The sequence below is a fragment of the Pseudoalteromonas sp. 5Ae-yellow genome, from assembly GCF_014077565.1.
Classification (GTDB): domain Bacteria; phylum Pseudomonadota; class Gammaproteobacteria; order Enterobacterales; family Alteromonadaceae; genus Pseudoalteromonas.
Genome location: NZ_JACGWD010000075.1, coordinates 1 through 20,575, shown reverse-complemented (window position 1 = coordinate 20,575; position 20,575 = coordinate 1). Strand labels below are relative to the sequence as shown.

At 41.8% G+C, this 20,575-nt stretch carries 19 protein-coding genes and 1 pseudogene; 9 read left to right on the top strand and 11 right to left on the bottom strand.

Annotated elements, in window-relative coordinates; genetic code table 11:
* The first annotated feature begins 131 nt into the window (after positions 1-131).
* Positions 132-431: a hypothetical protein gene (locus H4J63_RS16795; RefSeq protein ID WP_259365789.1), complete on the top strand. Its 300-nt coding sequence runs from the start codon at positions 132-134 to the stop codon at positions 429-431.
* Between the two features lie 880 nt (positions 432-1,311).
* Here the strand turns inward: H4J63_RS16795 and H4J63_RS16790 are convergent.
* From H4J63_RS16790 to H4J63_RS16750, 9 genes are all read right to left on the bottom strand, one after another.
* Positions 1,312-2,193, bottom strand: a complete 882-nt coding sequence (locus tag H4J63_RS16790; RefSeq protein ID WP_182197627.1) for a LysR family transcriptional regulator — start codon at positions 2,191-2,193, stop codon at positions 1,312-1,314.
* A 333-nt stretch (positions 2,194-2,526) separates the two neighbouring features.
* Positions 2,527-3,183 (bottom strand): CoA transferase subunit B, encoded by a 657-nt coding sequence (locus H4J63_RS16785; RefSeq protein ID WP_039489749.1) that lies wholly within the window; start codon positions 3,181-3,183, stop codon positions 2,527-2,529.
* Between the two features lie 14 nt (positions 3,184-3,197).
* The gene (locus H4J63_RS16780; protein ID WP_008135270.1) at positions 3,198-3,896 is read right to left on the bottom strand and encodes a CoA transferase subunit A; all 699 of its coding nucleotides are present in this window, start codon (positions 3,894-3,896) and stop codon (positions 3,198-3,200) included.
* Positions 3,897-4,157: 261 nt separating this feature from the next.
* Positions 4,158-5,054: a hydroxymethylglutaryl-CoA lyase gene (locus H4J63_RS16775; RefSeq protein ID WP_165723427.1), complete on the bottom strand. Its 897-nt coding sequence runs from the start codon at positions 5,052-5,054 to the stop codon at positions 4,158-4,160.
* Positions 5,054-7,057, bottom strand: coding sequence for an acetyl/propionyl/methylcrotonyl-CoA carboxylase subunit alpha (locus H4J63_RS16770; RefSeq protein WP_182197625.1), 2,004 nt, complete (start codon positions 7,055-7,057; stop codon positions 5,054-5,056). Before H4J63_RS16770 ends, H4J63_RS16775 begins: the two co-directional genes overlap by 1 nt.
* Before the next feature lie 8 nt (positions 7,058-7,065).
* Positions 7,066-7,836: an enoyl-CoA hydratase/isomerase family protein gene (locus H4J63_RS16765; RefSeq protein ID WP_182197624.1), complete on the bottom strand. Its 771-nt coding sequence runs from the start codon at positions 7,834-7,836 to the stop codon at positions 7,066-7,068.
* A gap of 12 nt (positions 7,837-7,848) precedes the next feature.
* On the bottom strand, positions 7,849-9,456 hold the full coding sequence (locus H4J63_RS16760; protein ID WP_182197622.1) for a carboxyl transferase domain-containing protein: 1,608 nt from the start codon (positions 9,454-9,456) through the stop codon (positions 7,849-7,851).
* 10 nt (positions 9,457-9,466) lie between these two features.
* On the bottom strand, positions 9,467-10,642 hold the full coding sequence (locus tag H4J63_RS16755) for an isovaleryl-CoA dehydrogenase (RefSeq protein ID WP_024604001.1): 1,176 nt from the start codon (positions 10,640-10,642) through the stop codon (positions 9,467-9,469).
* Between the two features lie 56 nt (positions 10,643-10,698).
* Positions 10,699-11,133, bottom strand: coding sequence for a MerR family DNA-binding transcriptional regulator (locus H4J63_RS16750; RefSeq protein WP_008135264.1), 435 nt, complete (start codon positions 11,131-11,133; stop codon positions 10,699-10,701).
* Between the two features lie 330 nt (positions 11,134-11,463).
* Between H4J63_RS16750 and H4J63_RS16745 the strand changes: the two genes are divergently transcribed.
* The 7 genes from H4J63_RS16745 (at position 11,464) to H4J63_RS16715 (ending at position 19,224) form a co-directional block, all read left to right on the top strand.
* Complete coding sequence (locus H4J63_RS16745; RefSeq protein WP_024590172.1) at positions 11,464-12,645, top strand: acetyl-CoA C-acyltransferase; 1,182 nt, start codon at positions 11,464-11,466, stop codon at positions 12,643-12,645.
* A gap of 125 nt (positions 12,646-12,770) precedes the next feature.
* Positions 12,771-14,261, top strand: a complete 1,491-nt coding sequence (locus H4J63_RS16740; RefSeq protein ID WP_024604003.1) for a CoA-acylating methylmalonate-semialdehyde dehydrogenase — start codon at positions 12,771-12,773, stop codon at positions 14,259-14,261.
* Positions 14,262-14,423: 162 nt separating this feature from the next.
* Positions 14,424-15,581, top strand: coding sequence for an acyl-CoA dehydrogenase family protein (locus H4J63_RS16735; protein ID WP_002961869.1), 1,158 nt, complete (start codon positions 14,424-14,426; stop codon positions 15,579-15,581).
* Positions 15,582-15,591: 10 nt separating this feature from the next.
* A complete protein-coding gene (locus H4J63_RS16730) occupies positions 15,592-16,383 on the top strand; it encodes an enoyl-CoA hydratase (RefSeq protein WP_165744340.1) in 792 nt (263 codons plus the stop codon).
* A complete protein-coding gene (locus tag H4J63_RS16725) occupies positions 16,383-17,534 on the top strand; it encodes an enoyl-CoA hydratase/isomerase family protein (RefSeq protein WP_182197620.1) in 1,152 nt (383 codons plus the stop codon). The genes H4J63_RS16730 and H4J63_RS16725 overlap by 1 nt, the downstream gene beginning before the upstream one ends.
* A gap of 10 nt (positions 17,535-17,544) precedes the next feature.
* A complete protein-coding gene (gene mmsB, locus H4J63_RS16720; protein WP_002961865.1) occupies positions 17,545-18,444 on the top strand; it encodes a 3-hydroxyisobutyrate dehydrogenase in 900 nt (299 codons plus the stop codon).
* 9 nt (positions 18,445-18,453) lie between these two features.
* Entirely contained in the window at positions 18,454-19,224 is a 771-nt protein-coding gene (locus H4J63_RS16715; protein ID WP_002961864.1) for an SDR family oxidoreductase, read from the top strand.
* Positions 19,225-19,283: 59 nt separating this feature from the next.
* On the opposite strand, the pseudogene H4J63_RS20665 reads toward H4J63_RS16715, so the two are convergent.
* A pseudogene (locus tag H4J63_RS20665) lies at positions 19,284-19,430 on the bottom strand (integron integrase); the annotation flags it as partial.
* A gap of 16 nt (positions 19,431-19,446) precedes the next feature.
* Positions 19,447-19,707, bottom strand: coding sequence for a phage integrase N-terminal SAM-like domain-containing protein (locus H4J63_RS16705; RefSeq protein ID WP_409072682.1), 261 nt, complete (start codon positions 19,705-19,707; stop codon positions 19,447-19,449).
* A 172-nt stretch (positions 19,708-19,879) separates the two neighbouring features.
* On the opposite strand from H4J63_RS16705, the gene H4J63_RS20125 reads away from it, so the two are divergent.
* Positions 19,880-20,176 (top strand): hypothetical protein, encoded by a 297-nt coding sequence (locus H4J63_RS20125; RefSeq protein ID WP_220467234.1) that lies wholly within the window; start codon positions 19,880-19,882, stop codon positions 20,174-20,176.
* Positions 20,177-20,575: the final 399 nt, after the last annotated feature.

Here is a 20,575-nt window from a genome sequence, read left to right as displayed (position 1 = left end):
CATCATCACATTGAGATAATGCTTTTTCAACAGCTTGAACTTTAAATTCTTGTGTAAATCGACGTCTCATTTTATCTGCCTCTATTAAAAGTTAGAGGCGACAACTATCCTGACACAGGGGGAAACCGTTAATGAATAATGAAAACGTTGAGTTAATAGAAACAGCTAACGTAATTGAATTAATAGAGTTGCTTTTAAGAGAGCGGGTGGAGTGTATTTACATATCTAACGATGTATTAAATTATAACCTCCTAAAATACTTTAAATTAACCAGACCTGTTTATTTTCAAAACGAATTGCCGACAGATTTACAAGCCTTTTTATTATCGTCGATTGACTACCCTGACATAATCAAGAAATTTAATACCTTCTTGATTTCACATAAAGTGCAAATAAGTAAATTAAAAAAAGAGTATCAAATAAAAAATTAACTAAAAAAGCCCCGTAAGTTATAACTTACGGGGCTTTTTAAAATGTATTAATCTGTATATAGCTATATTATGTATGTGCTTAATAATAAAAACAGTCCAAGCCAAGTCACCACCTAACTTGAACCGCTTTTCACACTGACAACATCTTCACACACAATATAAAGATTCTGTTTGCTACGCTTTAGTAGCCTTGTAATGCATATCATGTGGTTTGAGCCAAGAATAAAAACAGTTCAAGCCAAGTCACCACCTAACTTGAACCGCTTTTCACACTGACAACATCTTCACACACAATATAAAGATTCTGTTTACTACGCTTTGGTAGCTTTGTATTGCATATCATGTGGTTTGCGCCAAAAATAAAAACAGTTCAAGCCAAGTCACCACCTAACTTGAACTGCTTTTTCACACTGACAACATCTTCACACACAATATAAAGATTCTGTTTACTACGCTTTGGTAGCTTTGTATTGCATATCATGTGGTTGAGCCAAGAATAAAAACAGTTCAAGCCAAGTCACCACCTAACTTGAACCGCTTTTTCACACTGACAACATCTTACACACACAATATAAGATTCTTTTCACTGCTAAGTTTGAGTTACTAAAACTCAAAAGGTTGCATTTATTGCTCTTAAAAAACAAATTAACTAAGTTGTTTTGAGCTGATGAAGTAACTTTAATATTTAACTTTATTTTCGACAAACGATAAAAATGAAACCAATGAGTGAAAAAAGTTAAACTATAGACTTTAGTCTAATGCTCGGCGTTAAGCTTATGTATTTAAATAAAAAATATTATTCAAATTTGCAGAGAGGTTTAGACGAGTTCAGTAATACAACACAGAGTAGGTTGTATTACTCAACTCGTCTAATAGGGGATTATTCTTGGATTTTTCTAAACGTATTTACAACCCACTTCGCAAATAAATCAAGGGGGTGATTAGGCGTGCTTGATTCGTGCTGCACTAAATAGTATTTATCTTTAGTTGTTAAAGGCTGTTCGAATAATTTATAAAGCCATTGCTCATCTAGCCAGCTTTGACTAATAGGCAGTGGAATAAGCGCAATGCCCATGCCTTGCTGCGCCGCACGCGCTACACCAAACATGCTATCTATTTGAATAATTTGCGAAGGAGAAAAGTCATCAATCCCTGCTTTTTCGGCCCACTGATGCCAAGCCCACGGGCGAGCTTTGTGCAAGATTAGCGGAACTTGGTTAAGGGCTTGACAATGATCGTCCCTCCACTGATCGAGCAATTTTTTATTACATGCAGGAATATACTCAAGGTTAAACAACTCAGTCGCTAACCCTTCAGTAGGTTTACCAGAGGACAATACAATAGATAAATCGCTATGACGCGTTAATTCTTTGCGTGTTTTAAGCGTGTCCATTTGCAGGTTTATATTAGGATGCTCTGACGTCCACTCACTTAATTTAGGCATGAGTAGTTCGCTGGCAAAAAATTCAGGCAGCGTAATCGTCAAATTTGTATTTTGCTGCATCTGACTAAACTCATTAATGGTGCTCTCTAACATTGTGATGATAGGAGACACAGCATCAAAAAAGTTTTTACCCGCTGTGGTTAAGCTAATTGAACGCGTTTTACGTTGAAAAAGCTCAATACCAAGTTGTTCTTCAAGTTGTTTTATTTGATGGCTTACCGCAGACGGCGTTAAGTACAGCTCATTAGCTGCATGCTTAAAACTTAGGCTTCTTGCGGCAAAGCAAAAAGAGCGAAGGCCACGAATAGGAGTTTGCATGTTTTCCAGAATTATTTAATTTATTGAGACGCCTTACTTAGGCAAAATTTGAACCAACTATTTAATCTTTAAATATCAGTAGGTTAAAAATAAAATTAACGCTAGTTCACAAAAAGGGTGCAGGCTATCCACAAAATAGTGCAAAGAATCTAAGCGCTTACATTTAATTTATATTTGTATTATAGATAAAATTTACTACAGATGTATGAATGACGGTAAAAATAATGATAAAAGATAAAAAAAATCCCTCGTAAGAGGGATTTTGGGTAACTCAGCGCCATTGGCACTGGGAATGAGGTCGGTACAGGGTAAAGCGTTATTTTAAGCTAAAGCCTAAAAAACCATTTCTGGAACTTCACCGTCAACAAGTAATTTACCTGCTGTTTTACTAATGATTTCATCAACAGATACGCCCGGAGCACGTTCTAATAGATGAAATGCGCCATCTTTAACTTCTAATACGGCTAAATCTGTTACTATTTTTTTTACGCAATTAACGCCAGTAAGCGGTAAAGAGCAGGCCTCTAATAGTTTAGAGTCACCATGCTTACTTGCATGGGTCATAGTAACAATAATGTTTTTCGCGCCAGCGACTAAATCCATCGCGCCACCCATGCCTTTAATCAGCTTTTTAGGGATCATCCACGATGCGATGTTGCCATTCTGGTCAACTTCAAATGCACCCAGAACGGTTAAGTCTACATGACCACCCCGTATCATGGCAAAACTATCTGCACTATTAAATATGGCTGCACCAGTGGCTGCTGTCACGGTTTCTTTACCCGCGTTAATCATATCGGCGTCTAGCTCTGCTTTTGTCGGGTACGGGCCCATGCCTAAAAGGCCATTTTCGGACTGTAACATAACTTCAATATCATCTGGTACATAGTTTGCGACGAGTGTCGGAATTCCTATGCCCAAATTTACGTAGTAACCATCTTGAAGTTCTTGTGCAACGCGCATTGCAACTTGTTCACGTGATAATGCCATAATTTTGCTCCTGCTTAATCTCGTGTTGTTACACGTTCAATGCGTTTTTCAAAGCTGCCTTTAATAACGCGATTTACAAAAATACCCGGGGTATGAATTTGGCTTGGTTCAAGCTCACCCGGCTCTACAATTTCTTCTACTTCGGCAACGGTAATTTTGCCCGCTGTTGCCGCCATTGGATTAAAGTTCATGGCGGTGTGTCTAAACACTAAATTACCAAAGCGGTCGGCTTTCCACGCTTTAACAATAGCAAATTCACCCGTTATAGATTCTTCTAAAATATACGGGCGACCATTAAACTCTTTTACATCTTTACCCTCAGCCACAGGAGTACCGTAACCGGTTGCGGTGTAAAACGCAGGTATACCCGCGCCACCAGCACGCATTTTTTCAGCTAGTGTACCTTGAGGCGTAAGCTCTACATCAATTTCGCCACTTAATAACTGCTGCTCGAATAGGGCATTTTCGCCAACGTACGAGGCAACTACTTTTTTAATTTGTTTGTCTTGTAATAAAATACCTAAACCAAAGTCATCAACACCACAGTTATTAGATACTACGGTTAAGTTTTTTGTTTGCATGTGCTTAATTTGTTTAATTAAGCCCTCAGGAATACCACATAAACCAAAACCACCGGCAATAATGGTATCGCCGTCTTTTAATCCTTCCATTGCAGCTTCGTAACTAGAAACTACCTTATCAAAACCGGCCATGAGTCTCTCCTCATTGTGTGCTATTTGTTGTTAACTATCTTTAATCATCATTTCATAAGATAGCTATTTAACCTGAACTCTGGTTAATAGATTTACTAACATATGAATCAGGGTGATATTTAAATTTATTTTCTCTAGCCAGAGATTTTCAGTGAAAACAAGGCGAATTTACGTGTCAATAGCTGGCCTATTGCAAGTAAATTCAACGCAGTTAGTGCTGAAAATAGCTGCTTGAGATAGATTTATTATCCAGAGCTCAGGTTATTTTGTGTGCAGTGCCACAGATACTTTACTCACAGGTTGCTTACCAAGTGCTTTGGTTATCTCCCAGCCAGCGTCACTTAACCTTTGTAAATCAATTGAGTGTTCAATGCCAAGCCCTTGCAGTAAGTAAACTACATCTTCGGTGGCAACATTTCCTGACGCCCCCTTAGCATAAGGACAGCCACCAAGGCCCGCAACTGCCGCGTCAACCGTTGCAATACCTAGGCTTAAAGCTGCGTAAATATTTGTGAGCGCTTGGCCGTATGTATCATGAAAATGCACGGCCAACTTGGCTTTATCAATGTGCGTTAAAAGTAACTCGATTAATTGCGTTACTTTTTTTGCGGTGCCAACACCTATGGTATCGCCAAGGCTTACTTCGTAACAGCCTAAATCTAATAGCTTTTGCGATACACTTAGTACTGCTTGCGGGTCAATATCACCCTCATAGGGGCAACCGAGTACACAGCTTACATAACCACGTACACGAATATTATTAGCTTTAGCAAACGCCATTACTTCGCTAAAACGTTCAATACTTTCGTCTATTGAGCAGTTGATATTTTTTTGACAAAACGACTCACTTGCAGCTGTAAATATAGCAAACTCTTTAATACCAACAGCGTGCGCTGCTTGTGCACCTTTTAAGTTAGGTGTAAGGGCGCTTAAATTTACATTGGGTAAATCTAGCGCTGATATTACATCCGCTGAGTCTGCCATTTGTGGCACCCACTTAGGGGAGACAAACGCGCCAGCTTCAATATCTTTTAAGCCAGCAGCACTTAGGGCGTTAATAAGCGCTACTTTATCGGCTGTGCTTACTGTTTTTTCGTTTTGTAGGCCGTCTCGCGCGCCAACTTCAACAATACGTACTTTATTTGGAAAGGCACTCATTATGCACCTTCCTCTGTTGTATCTTCGACAATAGCAAGTAAGGCTCCATGCGTTACTAATTCGCCTTCACCAAAACAGTAGCTTCTTAAAATGCCGTCGTGTGGTGCGTTAAGCGTGTATTCCATTTTCATGGCTTCGATAATAACAACCGCATCGCCTTTGGTAATTGTGCTACCAATGTCGATTAAGTGCTTAACTACTGTGCCATTAAGCGGCGCGGCAAGTGGCAAAGCTTCGCTTTTGTGCGAACTAATATAATGTTTATCAACTAGTTCAAGCTTAGTTTGCAGTGCTTTATTCATAACAGTGACAATATTGCCCGCAGTACTATTACCAACCGTAGTTACGTGCGCGCTATGTTTTTCACCATTAATAAATACAGTGCACAGATTATTATTTAATGTGCCTTGTAGTTTAAATACATGCTCGTTATGCGTAATACTATAGCCCGCTGTCGTTTTTATAGCGCTTAGTTGTAAATCGGCAAAAGGGACTTTAATTGCTTGTGGTGAATTGAGTGTAAATCCAGTTAGTTGTTGCCACGGGCTTGCACTGTTTTGCGCATTTTGGGTGTTAGTTAACGATTCTAAATACGCAAAAGCAGCAATAAGCTGGCTTGTTTGCAATAACGATTCGTCAACAGCAACTAACGAATCACCTTGCTCAGCAATAAAGTGTGTGCTTGGCGCACCTTGTTTAAACGTGGGGTGGCTTGCTAAATTATGTAAAAAGCCAATGTTAGTGCTAAAACCCGCTAAATGAAATTGCTCAAGGGCTTGTTGTAAGCGGCTCAGTGCTTGTTCGCGATTGTCGTCATGCACAATAAGTTTTGCAATCATCGGATCGTAAAACGGGCTAATTTCGTCGCCTTGTGCAATGCCTGTATCAATGCGTACAAATTCACTGTTAAGGGGTGTGTGTAGTGCTTCAATAGTGCCCGAGCACGGAATAAAGTCGTTGGCTGGATCTTCTGCGTATATACGCGCTTCAAAGCTATGACCCTGCAATTGAATATTACTTTGTGTCATTGGCAATGTTTGCCCACCCGCAATATTAATTTGCCAATTGACTAAATCTACACCGGTTACCATTTCGGTCACTGGGTGTTCTACTTGAAGGCGCGTATTCATTTCCATAAAGAAAAATTCATCGCCACAAAGTAAAAACTCAACCGTACCTGCGCCTCTATAATTTATAGCCAGTGCACAACGTACAGCCGCTTCGCCCATTTCTTTGCGTAGTTCGTCAGATAAACCCGGAGCAGGGGCTTCTTCAATTACTTTTTGATGACGACGTTGCAAAGAACAATCACGATCGCCTAAATAAACACAGTTACCGTAGTTATCTGCAAATACTTGCACTTCAACATGGCGAGGCTGGTTAACGTAGCGCTCAAGTAATACTAAATCGTTACCAAAACCGGCAATCGCTTCACGTTGCGCACCTTGTAGTGCGCTCATAAAGTCTTTTGCTTTTTGTACAACGCGCATGCCTTTACCACCGCCACCAAAGGCGGCTTTAATTAGTACAGGGTAGCCAATTTTTTCAGCTTCACTTTGTAAAAAAGCAGGGTCTTGCTTATCACCGTAATAACCAGGCACTAACGGTACATTAGCAGCTGCCATTATTTCTTTAGCGCGGGTTTTAGACCCCATTGCTTCAATGCTACTTGCTGGTGGCCCTATAAAAGCAATGTTATTAGCTTCGCAGGCTTTAGCAAATTCGCTGTTCTCAGATAAAAAACCATACCCTGGGTGAATACAGTCAGCGCCGCAGTCTTTGGCAACTTGTAAAATTTTGTCTGCTACTAAATACGAATCTTTACTTGGCGCGGCACCAATATGGTAAGCCTCGTCAGCCATTTTTACGTGCTGGGCATGTTTGTCTGCATCAGAGTAAACCGCGACCGTGGTTAAGCCCATTTGTTTTGCGCTGCGCATTACACGGCACGCAATTTCTCCACGATTGGCAATTAGTATTTTTTGTAATCGTTGTGTCTTCATAATCAATCCTACAGTTGCCAAGCGGGTGGGCGTTTATCAAAAAAAGCACTTAGCCCTTCTTGACCTTCTTCAGATACGCGAATTTTTGCAATACGCTCTGCGGTAAGCTCAATGAGTTCATCGGTTATTGGTTTATTTGCTACATCGTTAATTAATGCTTTTGCGGCTTTTACTGCAACAGGTCCGTTATCAATCAGTGTTTGCAGCATATTATCGAGCGCGCAGTCTAAATTACCGGTTACTTGATGAATTAAACCAAGTTGCTTAGCAGTATGGGCATCAAACACTTCAGCCGTTAAAAAGTACCTGCGAGCAGCGCGCTCACCAATGGCTTTAATTACATACGGGCTAATAACCGCCGGAATAAGACCCAGCTTTACTTCACTTAAACAAAATTGCGCATCGTCTTTACTAAGGGCTATGTCGCAACAGGCTATTAAGCCCAGAGCACCACCAAAAGCGGCACCTTGCACAGCACAAATTGTAGGATGCGGGGAGCTTGCCAATACCTGCATTAATTTAGCTAATTGCATTGAATCAGCTAGGTTATCGGTGTAGTTGTTATCAGCCATTGATTTCATCCAGGCTAAATCGGCACCGGCTGAAAAGTGTTTACCCTCAGTTTTTAAAACCAAAGCACGAATATCAAGCGTATTTGCATGTTCAATACACTGAATCAGCTCGTGTATTACTTCACTGTTAAATGCGTTTCTTTTTTCTGGGCGGCTTAACACAAGTACAGCCACATTAGATTTTGTTATTTGTAGTGTTACTGACATTTTGCGCTCCGGTTACATTCTAAATACGCCAAATTTCGAATCACGTTTTGGTGCGTTATTCGCAGCTGTTAACGCAAGCCCTAATACATTACGCGTGTCGGCAGGGTCTATAATGCCGTCATCCCACAAGCGTGCACTTGCGTAATACGGGTGACCTTGCTCTTCGTATTGATCAATAATTGGCTTTTTAAAATCACTGATTTCTTGCTCGCTCATGTTTTGGCCTTTACGTGCTAAACCATCTTGTTTAACTTGCGCCATTACACCGGCTGCTTGCTCGCCGCCCATTACAGAAATACGGGCATTAGGCCACATCCACATCATGGTTGGTTCAAATGCGCGGCCACACATTCCGTAGTTACCTGCGCCGTAAGAGCCGCCAATAAGTACAGTGAATTTAGGCACATCAGCACACGAAACCGCCATCACCATTTTAGCGCCGTGCTTAGCAATGCCTTCGGCTTCGTATTTTTTACCCACCATAAAGCCGGTAATATTTTGTAAAAACACTAAAGGAATATTGCGCTGAGCACACAGCTGAATAAAGTGCGCGCCTTTTTGCGCCGACTCACTAAATAAAATACCGTTATTAGCCACTATGCCAACCGGGTTGCCATAAATGCTGGCAAAACCGGTGACCAGCGTTTCACCAAAGTAACGTTTAAATTCATCAAATGATGAATCATCCACTGTGCGCGCTATTACCTCGCGTACATCAAACGGCTTTTTAAGGTCGGTGCCTACAATGCCGTAAAGCTCGTTAATATCATAACGAGGTGGTTTTACATCCTCTAGAAGAGGGGCGGTCGGACGTGTGTAGTTAATACGTTCTATACATTGGCGCGCAATAGAAAGCGCATGAGCATCGTTTTCAGCAAAGTGATCGGCAACACCCGACACTTTACAGTGCACATCGGCGCCGCCTAACTCTTCAGCGGTTACTTCTTCGCCTGTTGCTGCTTTTACAAGCGGCGGGCCTGCTAAAAATATAGTGCCTTGATCTTTTACAATAATGCTTTCATCGGCCATCGCTGGTACATACGCACCACCTGCGGTACATAAACCCATTACCACGGCAATTTGTGGAATGCCTTTGCCCGACATACGGGCTTGGTTGTAAAAAATACGACCAAAATGTAACTTATCTGGAAATACATCATCTTGCTCTGGCAGATTTGCACCGCCAGAATCCACCAAATAAATACACGGTAAGTGGCAGCGCTCTGCGATGTCTTGTGCGCGTAAATGCTTTTTAACGGTAAGCGGAAAATATGTACCGCCTTTAACCGTGGCATCGTTTGCAATAATCATGCATTCAACGCCTTTAACACGGCCTATACCGGCTACAACGCCTGCACAAGGTATTGCTTGTTCGTACACACCAAAGGCTGCAAATTGCGAAATTTCTAAAAACGGTGAGCCTTCGTCAATTAATGTGTTTATGCGGTCGCGTACAAATAATTTACCACGGCCTTCGTGGCGCTCCTTTAATGCAGCGCCTCCACCTTGGCTAATTATTGCTACTTTACTGCGTAAATCATCCACCAGCGCTGACATATTTTTATGGTTTTGCACAAACGTTGGATCGTGAGGATTAACGCTCGATTTTAAAATAGTCATGGTTTAATCCTTAACGGCTTTCAGTGAAAAGTTCGCGGCCAATAAGCATGCGGCGTATTTCTGATGTACCTGCACCAATTTCGTATAATTTAGCGTCACGAAGAAGACGACCCGTTGCGTATTCGTTTATATAGCCATTGCCACCTAAAATTTGAATTGCATCTAGCGCCATTTTAGTTGCAAGCTCTGCTGCGTATAAAATTGCTCCGGCTGCATCTTTACGGGTGGTTTCGCCTCGGTCACACGCTTTAGCTACCGTATATACGTATGAGCGGGCAGCATTCATTTGTGTATACATGTCGGCTACTTTGCCTTGAATTAACTGAAATTGACCAATAGGGGTATCAAACTGTTTACGCTCATGAATGTACGGTACCACTATGTCCATACACGCTTGCATTATGCCAAGCGGGCCCGCTGCAAGTACTACGCGTTCGTAATCAAGGCCACTCATAAGAACTTTAACGCCTTCGTTTAAGTTACCTAAAATGTTCTCCTGGGGTACTTCGCAGTTTTCAAATACTAGCTCACAGGTATTTGAGCCGCGCATGCCCAGTTTGTCGAGCTTTTGCGCTGTTGAAAAACCAGGAAAGTTACTTTCAACAATAAACGCGGTAATACCTTTAGCGCCGGCGTTTAAATCTGTTTTAGCGTAAATAACTAACGTGTGCGCGTCTGGACCATTGGTGATCCACATTTTATTGCCATTTAAAATGTACTTATCACCTTTTTTTTCGGCTTTGAGTTTCATCGATACAACGTCAGAGCCCGCATTAGGCTCGCTCATTGCAAGGGCACCAATGTGCTCGCCACTAATAAGCTTAGGTAAGTATTTTTCTTTTTGAGCTTGTGTGCCGTTACGGTTAATTTGATTAACGCACAGGTTTGAATGTGCTCCATAGCTTAACCCTATAGAGGCACTGGCACGGCTAATTTCTTCCATAGCAATAACATGTTCTAAGTAACCTAAACCGGCGCCGCCAAGTTCTTCAGATACGGTCATACCTAGTACGCCCATTTCGCCCATTTGAGTCCAAAGTTGATTTGGAAAAGCGTTATCTAAGTCCGTTTTTTCAGCAAGCGGGGCAATCTCCTGACTCGCAAAACTGTTTACGTGGTCGCGGATCATATCGGCGGTTTCGCCAAGGCCAAAGTTCATTTCTTTATATAGTGAAATAGTGCTCATGATTCATTCCTGTGTGACGTGTGTGTTGTCAGTGTGTTTTTATTTTAAAAATAAACTTACTCGTCTATTTTATTAAGCGTGTCTCTGCAGCGGCGCTCGGCCGTCACCAACTCCATAAGAACAACTTTAATGTCGTCCATTTGTTGAGATAGGTCTGCTTTTTTTTCCGAAATAAGGTCAAGCATAGTAACCAACTGCTTAGCGCTTGATTTATCTGCGTCGTACAGTTCAAACAAACGACCGGTTTCGGCCAATGTAAAGCCCAATCGTTTACCACGTAATATTAGTTTTAAACGCACTTTATCGCGTTTTGAATAAATACGGGTTTGACCATTACGCTCTGGGGTTATTAACCCTTGGTCTTCGTAAAAGCGAATAGAGCGGGTTGTAATGTCAAATTCTTTAGCGAGTTCGCTAATGCTAAATGTTTGTTCATTACTGGCCGGCATTTTGGCTGAGCTTGCAAAGTTTGTTTGATTATCTGGTTTCATAATTGTATTTACCTCATTCGAATAACTCCAATATAAGTGAAGTTTACGTAAAGGTAAAGCTTGGTGTGATTTGAAACTATTTATAAAGGGGTGTTTAAGCGAAATATTGGTTTATATTATTAATATTCAATGAGTTATTTTTATTTTATCAGTGTAGTCTAACCGATGGAAAATAATCCTTACACTTATAAAACTAAAAATTAAGCTGTTTTTAGTTGACGTTGGCGTAAACGTTAGTATTGTGTAAGGGTATTAAATAATAAATGAATACTAAATTAATAGAGCAAATATACTAACAACTATTTGCATATAAATACAATGGAGTTAGTTATGACTTTAGAATCAGTGGTAATTGTAGCAGCAAAACGCACCCCAATGGGTGGTTTTATGGGAGCGTTAAGTGATGCGCAGTCTACCGAACTTGGCGCTACCGCCATTGCAAGCGCACTTGCACAAACTGGTTTAGCTAATGATGCAATAGACGAAGTAATTATGGGCTGTGTATTACCAGCAGGCCTTGGACAAGCACCCGCACGCCAAGCAATGTTAAAAGCAGGCCTTGCACTTAGCACTGGCGCTACAACAATTAATAAAGTATGTGGCTCTGGTTTAAAAGCGGCCATGCTTGCAAACGATTTAATTAAAGCAGGCTCTATTCAATCTGCTATTGCCGGTGGCATGGAAAGCATGACAAACGCACCGTACTTCATACCTAAAGCGCGTGGCGGTATGCGCATGGGACATGGCGAAATAAAAGATCACATGATGAGCGATGGCCTTGAAGACGCTTACGACAACAAAGCTATGGGTTGTTTTGCACAAGACACCGCCGATGAATACGGCATTGGCCGCGAGCAAATGGATGCGTTTGCACTAGGCTCATTAAGTAAAGCTAAAGCCGCGATACAAAACGGTAGCTTTGACAACGAAGTTGCACCCCATACAATGCAAACACGCAAAGGCGATGTAACAGTATCGATTGACGAGCAACCAGGTAACGCCCGCCCAGAAAAAATTCCAAGCCTACGTGCAGCTTTTAAAAAAGACGGCACTATTACAGCGGCTAATTCATCGTCAATTTCAGATGGTGGCGCAGCGCTTATATTAATGAGCGAATCTAAAGCAAAAGAGCAGGGCTTAACACCGCTTTGTAAAATTGTCGCGCACAGCACACATTCTCAAAAACCAAGTGAATTTACAGTAGCGCCAGTAGGTGCAATAAGCAGCGTGCTTGAAAAAGCAGGTTGGGCAGTAAACGATGTTGACCTTTGGGAAATTAACGAAGCATTTGCCATGGTAACCATGCTGGCTATTAACGAGTTAAAACTTGATGAAAGCAAAGTAAACGTCAATGGCGGTGCATGTGCACTTGGTCATCCAATTGGTGCAAGCGGCGCGCGTATTTTAGTAACGCTTATTCATGCCCTTAAAAACCGAGGCCTTAAAAAAGGCATTGCGTCTTTATGTATTGGTGGCGGTGAAGCGGTTGCTATGGCCGTAGAAGCGTATTAACTAGGTATTTAATAGTTATAAGAAAGCTGTACGAATAACTATAAAAGCGCTGCACTAATAATACTAACAAAGCGGCGCTACCAATTTTAAAAGAGAACACACAACTCACACACTAGGATTTAATCATGCACCAAGTACCACTACTTATTAATGGCGAATTTATTCAATCAGCATCAAAAGAGCTTATCGATGTTATAAACCCAGCAACTCAAGAAGTACTTGCACAAGTGCCATGTACCACAGAATCAGAAATGGACGCGGCAATTGCCTCAGCTTCTGAGACGTTTAAAACATGGAAAGACGTACCCATTACTGAACGTGCTCGCATTATGATGAAGTACGCGGCGCTATTAAAGGAACATCATGATGAGCTTGCTACCATTATTTGCCATGAATTGGGTAAAACATTTGAAGATGCAAAAGGCGATGTTTGGCGCGGTATTGAAGTAGTAGAACAAGCAGCAAACGCACCATCATTAATGATGGGTGAAACAATGGAAAACGTAGCGCGTAAAATCGATACGTATTCTTACATGCAGCCACTTGGCGTATGCGCGGGCGTAACCCCGTTTAACTTCCCAGCAATGATCCCTCTTTGGATGTTCCCGCTCGCTATTGTGTGTGGTAACACCTTTATTTTAAAACCGTCAGAGCAAGATCCACTTACACCAATGCGCTTAGCTGAGCTATTTATTGAAGCCGGCGCACCAAAAGGCGTATTACAGGTTGTTCATGGTACAAAACCACAAGTAGACCGCTTACTAGAAGATAAAGCAGTGCGTGCTATTTCGTTTGTAGGCTCGTGTGGTGTAGGTGCTTATATTTATTCTAAAGGCACACAAAATCTTAAACGCGTGCAAGCGTGTGTTGGCGCTAAAAACCACATGGTTATTATGCCTGATGCAAGTAAATCGCACGTTGTAAACAACCTAGTAGGCGCATCTGTCGGTGCTGCTGGCCAGCGTTGTATGGGTATTTCGGTTGCTGTGTTTGTAGGTCAAGCAAGTCAGTGGGTAGATGAAATAAAAGCAGGCTTTGAAAATGTACGCCCAGGCGTGTGGGATGATGCAAACGCGGCATACGGTCCACAAACATCAAAAGCAGCAAAGGCACGTATTTTATCACTCATTGCTGGTGGTAAAGAGCAAGGCGCTACCTGTTTAATTGATGGCTCTGACTTTACGGTTGAAGGGTATGAGCAAGGTAACTGGGTTGGTCCGACGTTATTTACCGATGTAACCAAAGAGATGGATTTATACAAAGAAGAAATATTTGGTCCAGTACTAGCGTGTATGTTTGTAGACACGCTTGAAGAGGCAATCGCCCTTATTAACGACAGCCCTTACGGTAACGGTACCTCGTTATTTACGTCAAGCGGCGCAGTGGCTCGTAAATTCCAACACGAAATTGAAGTAGGCCAAGTAGGTATTAATGTGCCAATTCCGGTGCCACTTCCGTTCTTTTCATTCACTGGTTGGAAAGGCTCGTTTTACGGCGATACTCACACGTACGGTAAGCAAGGTATTCGCTTTTACACAGAAACTAAAACAATTACATCACGTTGGTTTGAAGACGACATTGCGTCGGGCCCAAACATGAGTATTAACTTAAAATAATCGTAATTAAAAAATGAGTAAATAAAAGAATAATTAATAAAAAAGATGGGCGCGAAGGCTACTTCACACACAACACACACATAAGCCTTCGCCGCTCGTCACAAACTATCCCTGTAACGGGAAACACTAACAACACAACTAACACAATTAAAGAGGTCTACCATGGACTTTAACTTATCTGAAGATCAACAAGCCTTTGCACAAACTGCACGTCAATTTGCCGAGTCAGAACTTGCGCCCCATGCCGCAAAATGGGATCGCGAACATATCTTTCCTAAAGACACGATTAAAGCTGCGGGCGAGCTTGGTTTTTGTGGTTTATACACGCCAGAGGAAGCAGGCGGCCTTGGTTTATCTCGTTTAGATTCGAGCATTATTTTTGAACAACTTGCTATGGGCTGCACAGCAACCACGGCCATGTTAACCATTCATAATATGGCCACCTGGATGGTAGCAAGTTTTGGTACCGATGCCGTAAAAGACAAATACGTTGAGCAATTAGTAATGGGCGAGTTACTTGCCTCTTATTGTTTAACTGAGCCAGGGTCGGGCTCAGACGCCGCATCACTTAAAACCAAAGCCGTGCTTGAGGGCGATGAGTACGTTATTAACGGCTCAAAAATGTTTATATCGGGCGCTGGCGAAACTGAAGTGCTAGTTGTAATGGCACGTACAGGCGGCGAAGGCGCTGCGGGTATTTCGGCATTTGTAGTGCCTGCCGACGCAAAAGGCGTTGAATACGGCAAAGCTGAGGAAAAAATGGGTTGGAACGCACAACCAACACGCCTAATTAGCTTTGAAGATGTACGCATTCCTGCGCATAACTTGTTAGGCGCAGAAGGAGAAGGCTTTAAATTTGCGATGCAAGGCCTTGATGGCGGCCGAATTAACATTGCCACATGTTCAATTGGTACAGCGCAAGCGGCGCTTAATACCGCCCGCGAATACTTAAAAGAGCGCACTCAATTTGGTAAACCATTGGCTGCGTTTCAAGCACTGCAATTTAAAATTGCCGATATGAACACCGAACTTGTAGCTGCGCGCCAAATGGTAAGGCTTGCTGCATTTAAACTTGATAATAACGACGTTGAAAAAACAACTTACTGCGCCATGGCTAAACGTTTTGCTACCGATGTTGGCTTTACCGTATGTAACGACGCACTGCAAATTCATGGTGGTTACGGTTACATAAAAGAATACCCGCTTGAGCGCCATGTACGTGATGTACGCGTTCATCAAATTTTAGAAGGCACTAACGAAATTATGCGTGTGATTATAGCGCGCCGTATTTTGGCTGAGTCTGCAAGCGACGTTTTATAAGGAGCAATGTATGTCAGAATCTAAATCTAATCCGAGTATTGAACTTACAACCGAAGGTCATGTTGCTATTTTAACTATGTCTAATCCGCCAGCTAATACCTGGACAAAAGACACCCTAGTTGATTTAAAAAATACCGTTAACGCGCTTAATAATAACAAAAATATTTACGCCTTAGTACTGACTGGTGAAGGCGAGAAGTTTTTTAGCGCAGGTGCCGACCTAAACGTATTTGCTGGTGGCGATAAAGGCGTAGCCGCTGATATGTCGCGTGTATTTGGTGAAGCATTTGAAGCGCTTACTAATTTTAGAGGTGTGTCGGTTGCAGCCATTAATGGTTATGCAATGGGCGGCGGGCTAGAAGTTGCGCTTGCGTGCGATATACGTATTGCGGAAGAGCAAGCACAAATGGCGCTCCCTGAAGCTAAAGTAGGGTTATTACCGTGTGCGGGTGGTACACAAAATTTAGCATGGCTTGTAGGCGAAGGCTGGGCAAAACGGATGATTTTATGCGGCGAGCGCTTAAAAGCTGATAAAGCCTTGCAAATCGGCTTAGTGGAAGAAGTAGTACCAAAAGGTGAAAGCTTTGCGGCAGCACTAAAACTTGCCAACCAAGTGGCCGATCAAAGCCCCACCTCAGTTGCAGCATGTAAGACATTGATTCAAAAAGGGCGCCATCAATCAATGGCAAGTGTATTGCCTCTTGAGCGCGAGTTATTTGTTGGTTTATTTGATACCGAAGATCAACAAGAGGGCGTAAATGCCTTTTTAGAAAAACGCCGCGCTAACTGGGTAAATGGCTAATGAGTGTTTTAACATTATTAAATAGCGCCGATGAGCCCGTGGTATTTGAAACCGCAACCGCAGAAAATGGCAGTTTAATTGGGCTTATTACACTCAACGCGCCAAAAGCCTTAAATGCACTTAATTTTGAGATGATCAAATTACTTGAACCGCAATTGCGAGCTTGGCAAGACGATGATGCTATTGCAATGGTGTTGTTAAAAGGCGCAGGCGATAAAGCATTTTGTGCAGGCGGCGATGTTGTAAGCCTTCATCATGCAATGGCGCAAGGTAAACCAACAAGCTTAGTTGAAGAGTTTTTTACGCTAGAGTACAAGCTTGATTACCTTATTCATACCTTTGATAAACCTATCCTCGTTTGGGGTAACGGCATAGTGATGGGTGGCGGTTTAGGGCTAATGGCCGGTGCTAGCCACCGCGTCGTAACCGAAACATCACGCATTGCCATGCCAGAGCAAACCATAGGTTTATACCCAGATGTAGGCGGGAGTTACTTTTTACATAAAATGCCACAAAACGTCGGGTTATTTTTAGGGCTAACGTCAGCATCAATTAACTGCGACGACGCGCGTTTTGTATCGCTTGCCGATCACTTCATCGACAGCACTAAATATGATTCCATGCTTGCGCAAATTTTAGCAGCTAAATGGGGCAAAACCGCAAGCTTAAATCATGAGCGTTTAACTAAGTTATTAACCGATTTAGACAACCAATCTGCGCGTATGCCAAAAGGCAATATAAAAGCTAATTTAAAAACAATTCAAAAGCTGGGTGAATTTACAACCTTGCAGGAGCAAGTTGATTATATTTTAGGGTTAGCTACTGACGATAAATGGCTACAACGCGCTCAAAAATCACTTAAACACGGCTGCCCACTAAGCTGCGCACTCGTTAGTGAGCAATTAAAAACAAGTAAAGGCAAAAGCTTATTAACGTGTTTTAAAATGGAGCTGGGTATGTCGGTTCGTGCTGGCGAAGTAGGTGAGTTTCAAGAAGGTGTAAGGGCGTTATTAATAGATAAAGACGGCGCGCCTAATTGGCAGTACAAAGCACTTAGTGATGTCCCACAAACAATAATAGACAGCTTTTTTGCTAATCACTTTGACGAAAACCATCCACTCGATGGCTTAGACACGCCAATACACAAATAAAGGAAAGACGATGACTAAACTCAATATCGGTTTTATCGGCTTAGGCAATATGGGCGGCCCAATGGCGGCTAACTTAATTAAAGCTGGACATACTGTGAGTGTGTTCGATTTAAACCAGTCGGTCGTAAATGAACTTGCAAGCAAAGGCGCAAAAGCAGCAGTTGATGCAAAGCAGTGCGCAACCAATGCTGACGTACTTATTAGTATGTTACCTGCAGGCAAGCATGTTAAATCGCTGTATTTAGGAAATAACGACGACAGCGGTTTAATTAACGTGCTGAGCAAAAATACATTAGTAATTGATTGCTCAACAATAGATGCAGAATCAGCACGCACTGTAGGCAGTGCACTTGGCAAACAAGGCATAAGCTTTGTAGATGCACCAGTATCGGGCGGTGTTGCAGGCGCAACCGCAGGCACACTTACTTTTATTGTAGGCGGCGAAAAAGCAGCGTTTGATAAAGCAAATACAGTGCTGAGTGATATGGGTAAAAACATATTCCATGCAGGCGATATTGGCGCAGGGCAAGTAGCAAAAATATGTAATAACATGCTACTTAGCATTTTAATGGCAGGCACCAGCGAAGCACTGCAAATGGGTATTAATAACGGCCTCGATCCTAAAGTACTTAGCGACATAATGACCGCAAGTTCGGGCCGTAACTGGACGCTTGAACTTTACAACCCTTGCCCAGGTGTAATGGATACAGCCCCAGCAAGTAACGATTACAAACCTGGCTTTATGGTCGATTTAATGGCTAAAGATTTAGGCCTTGCCATGGAAGCCGCGCAGCAAAGTAATTCATCAACCCCTATGGGTTCAATGGCTAAAAATTTATACACTATGCTACAGCACCAAGGTGCGGGTAGTGATGACTTTAGTGCCATTTTTAAACTGTTTTCAAAGTAGGAGCAACGCGTGGAAATTAAAAATAACACGGTAGTAATAACCGGTGGCGCACAAGGTTTAGGCTTTGCAATGGCGCAAAAGTTTGCACTTATGGGTGCTAACATTGCTTTAATAGATATGGCGCAAGATTTATTAAACACAGCATGCGAACAACTCACTCAGCTTGAAGGTGTAACCAGCAATATTAAAGGTTATGCCGCAAACGTAACAAATGAGAGCGAAGTAGAAAGCGTATTTAATACCATCAACAGCGATTTTGGCCACATTGGTGTGCTTATAAACAACGCCGGTATTTTACGCGACGGCATGTTTATAAAGGCTAAAGATGGCAAGGTCGTTAAAAAAATGTCTCTTGAGCAATTTCAATCAGTTATTGATGTAAACCTGACCGGTGTGTTTTTAGCAGGGCGGGAAGCTGCAAGCCACATGATTGAATCAGGCAAAGGCGGCGTTATAGTCAATATGTCGAGCGTAGCGCGTGCAGGTAACATAGGCCAAACAAACTACGCGGCATCAAAAGCAGGCGTAGTGGCACTTACCACCACATGGGCTAAAGAACTTGGTCGATTTGGTATACGCGTAGGCGCTATTGCGCCAGGTGTTATAAGCACCGCCATGACCGACGCCATGAAGCCCGAAGCCAAACAACGTATGCTCGCAGTAACGCCAGTAGGGCGTTTAGGCGAAAGCGACGAAATTGCCCATACTGCACAATACATAATCGAAAACGACTTTTTTACCGGCCGTGTGGTTGAAATAGACGGCGGAATTCGTTTGTAAACCGAGCTGGATTAAGGTTGATTAAAAAGCATGGCTGTTTTGGGCTGTGCTTTTTTGTTTTAAATCGGGGAGTTTATAATCTTGAAAAAGGGCTGATAACGGCGTTGGGAATTTGTTGTGAAATTAGTTGCTCGTTTGCTCTTAATAAAACCTAATGAGAGTGGCTTTTTAATCACTTCTTTAAATAAAAAGCTCAACGCATTTAAGGCTTGTGTTTGAGTGTTAGGAGCAACATTTTGTTGGTTGACTGAACGAGTTTAAAAAAGCTAAAAAAAGTTCGACCTCATTGTCTCCCATCGTTGTTGGGTGCCTCATAGAGTTAAAACGAATAAACGAAGCTATCCAGTATAAATACGCTTTAGATATATTTGTTCGGCTATTATAGTTAAAGAAGGTGATTTCATGATATGAATCTCTAGTAAAATTTAACTGTATATATAGACAGTTGATTTTGTTTTGTCCAATATTACTGATCTCCACCATTTCGGCGCATTTGCGCTCTGATTAAAAATAATTTTCAGTTAACTTATTGTTTACAGGTGTTTATTTGATGGTTAAGATAAATACATAGTAATACATGGACATTTGTCGGTTTATAAAACGACAAATGTCGTAGACAAAATTGTTAGCACTATAAGTTGAGTAGGTTACATAAATGAAGGTTTTAAGAAAAGCGGAACCCAATATCTATTATAAAGCGGAAGGTTTTCATATTGCAGCTCAGGTTTTAAATCAAGCTAATGAAATGCAATATAGAGGCTCTCCATTTATTGTAAATGCTACTTTTGCGATTGAACTTTATCTAAAATGTTTTGATGGGCAAACTGTTTTTAATCGACCATCAGAGTACTGTGAAGGTGTTACCAAGTATGAGAATGTAACTAGTGAAGGTAGCAACAGAGGGCATGACCTTGGCAAACTATTTAACCATTTAAATGATGCTAACCGTTAACAAATCAGTAGTGCATTTGAAAAGCGTATAAATGGAATAACATCAGAAGAGTTTTTTGAAAAATACCGTGACCATTTTGTTTCGTGGCGTTATGGTTTTGAGGGTAATGCTACTGCTTATTCTCCATCAGAAATATTAGTAATGCTAGAAGCCTTAAAAGAAAGTGCATCGCAATATATATAGTGCTAACAAGCGATTTAAACGGAACAAAAACAGTTGGTTAGGTTCCGCTTCGCTCCACATTATAACCAACAATTTTTGTCCGCTTAAGCGGGCGTTGAGGCTGTAGAATTACTCTTTTTAGGAACGTATCCAACTATTCTTGGTTGGTTGCTTTTTAACCTTGAATCCATCTGTTCGCTGTGATCTAATAGATATTATTCACCCACGGTAAACTGT

Excerpts from the sequence above, each read along its gene's own strand:
- H4J63_RS16795 (WP_259365789.1), top strand. The coding sequence starts at position 132 with ATGAATAATGAAAACGTTGAGTTAATAGAAACAGCTAACGTAATTGAA.
- H4J63_RS16790 (WP_182197627.1), bottom strand. The coding sequence starts at position 2,193 with ATGCAAACTCCTATTCGTGGCCTTCGCTCTTTTTGCTTTGCCGCAAGA.
- H4J63_RS16785 (WP_039489749.1), bottom strand. The coding sequence starts at position 3,183 with ATGGCATTATCACGTGAACAAGTTGCAATGCGCGTTGCACAAGAACTT.
- H4J63_RS16780 (WP_008135270.1), bottom strand. The coding sequence starts at position 3,896 with ATGGCCGGTTTTGATAAGGTAGTTTCTAGTTACGAAGCTGCAATGGAA.
- H4J63_RS16775 (WP_165723427.1), bottom strand. The coding sequence starts at position 5,054 with ATGAGTGCCTTTCCAAATAAAGTACGTATTGTTGAAGTTGGCGCGCGA.
- H4J63_RS16770 (WP_182197625.1), bottom strand. The coding sequence starts at position 7,057 with ATGAAGACACAACGATTACAAAAAATACTAATTGCCAATCGTGGAGAA.
- H4J63_RS16765 (WP_182197624.1), bottom strand. The coding sequence starts at position 7,836 with ATGTCAGTAACACTACAAATAACAAAATCTAATGTGGCTGTACTTGTG.
- H4J63_RS16760 (WP_182197622.1), bottom strand. The coding sequence starts at position 9,456 with ATGACTATTTTAAAATCGAGCGTTAATCCTCACGATCCAACGTTTGTG.
- H4J63_RS16755 (WP_024604001.1), bottom strand. The coding sequence starts at position 10,642 with ATGAGCACTATTTCACTATATAAAGAAATGAACTTTGGCCTTGGCGAA.
- H4J63_RS16750 (WP_008135264.1), bottom strand. The coding sequence starts at position 11,133 with ATGAAACCAGATAATCAAACAAACTTTGCAAGCTCAGCCAAAATGCCG.
- H4J63_RS16745 (WP_024590172.1), top strand. The coding sequence starts at position 11,464 with ATGACTTTAGAATCAGTGGTAATTGTAGCAGCAAAACGCACCCCAATG.
- H4J63_RS16740 (WP_024604003.1), top strand. The coding sequence starts at position 12,771 with ATGCACCAAGTACCACTACTTATTAATGGCGAATTTATTCAATCAGCA.
- H4J63_RS16735 (WP_002961869.1), top strand. The coding sequence starts at position 14,424 with ATGGACTTTAACTTATCTGAAGATCAACAAGCCTTTGCACAAACTGCA.
- H4J63_RS16730 (WP_165744340.1), top strand. The coding sequence starts at position 15,592 with ATGTCAGAATCTAAATCTAATCCGAGTATTGAACTTACAACCGAAGGT.
- H4J63_RS16725 (WP_182197620.1), top strand. The coding sequence starts at position 16,383 with ATGAGTGTTTTAACATTATTAAATAGCGCCGATGAGCCCGTGGTATTT.
- mmsB (WP_002961865.1), top strand. The coding sequence starts at position 17,545 with ATGACTAAACTCAATATCGGTTTTATCGGCTTAGGCAATATGGGCGGC.
- H4J63_RS16705 (WP_409072682.1), bottom strand. The coding sequence starts at position 19,707 with ATGGTGGAGATCAGTAATATTGGACAAAACAAAATCAACTGTCTATAT.
- H4J63_RS20125 (WP_220467234.1), top strand. The coding sequence starts at position 19,880 with ATGAAGGTTTTAAGAAAAGCGGAACCCAATATCTATTATAAAGCGGAA.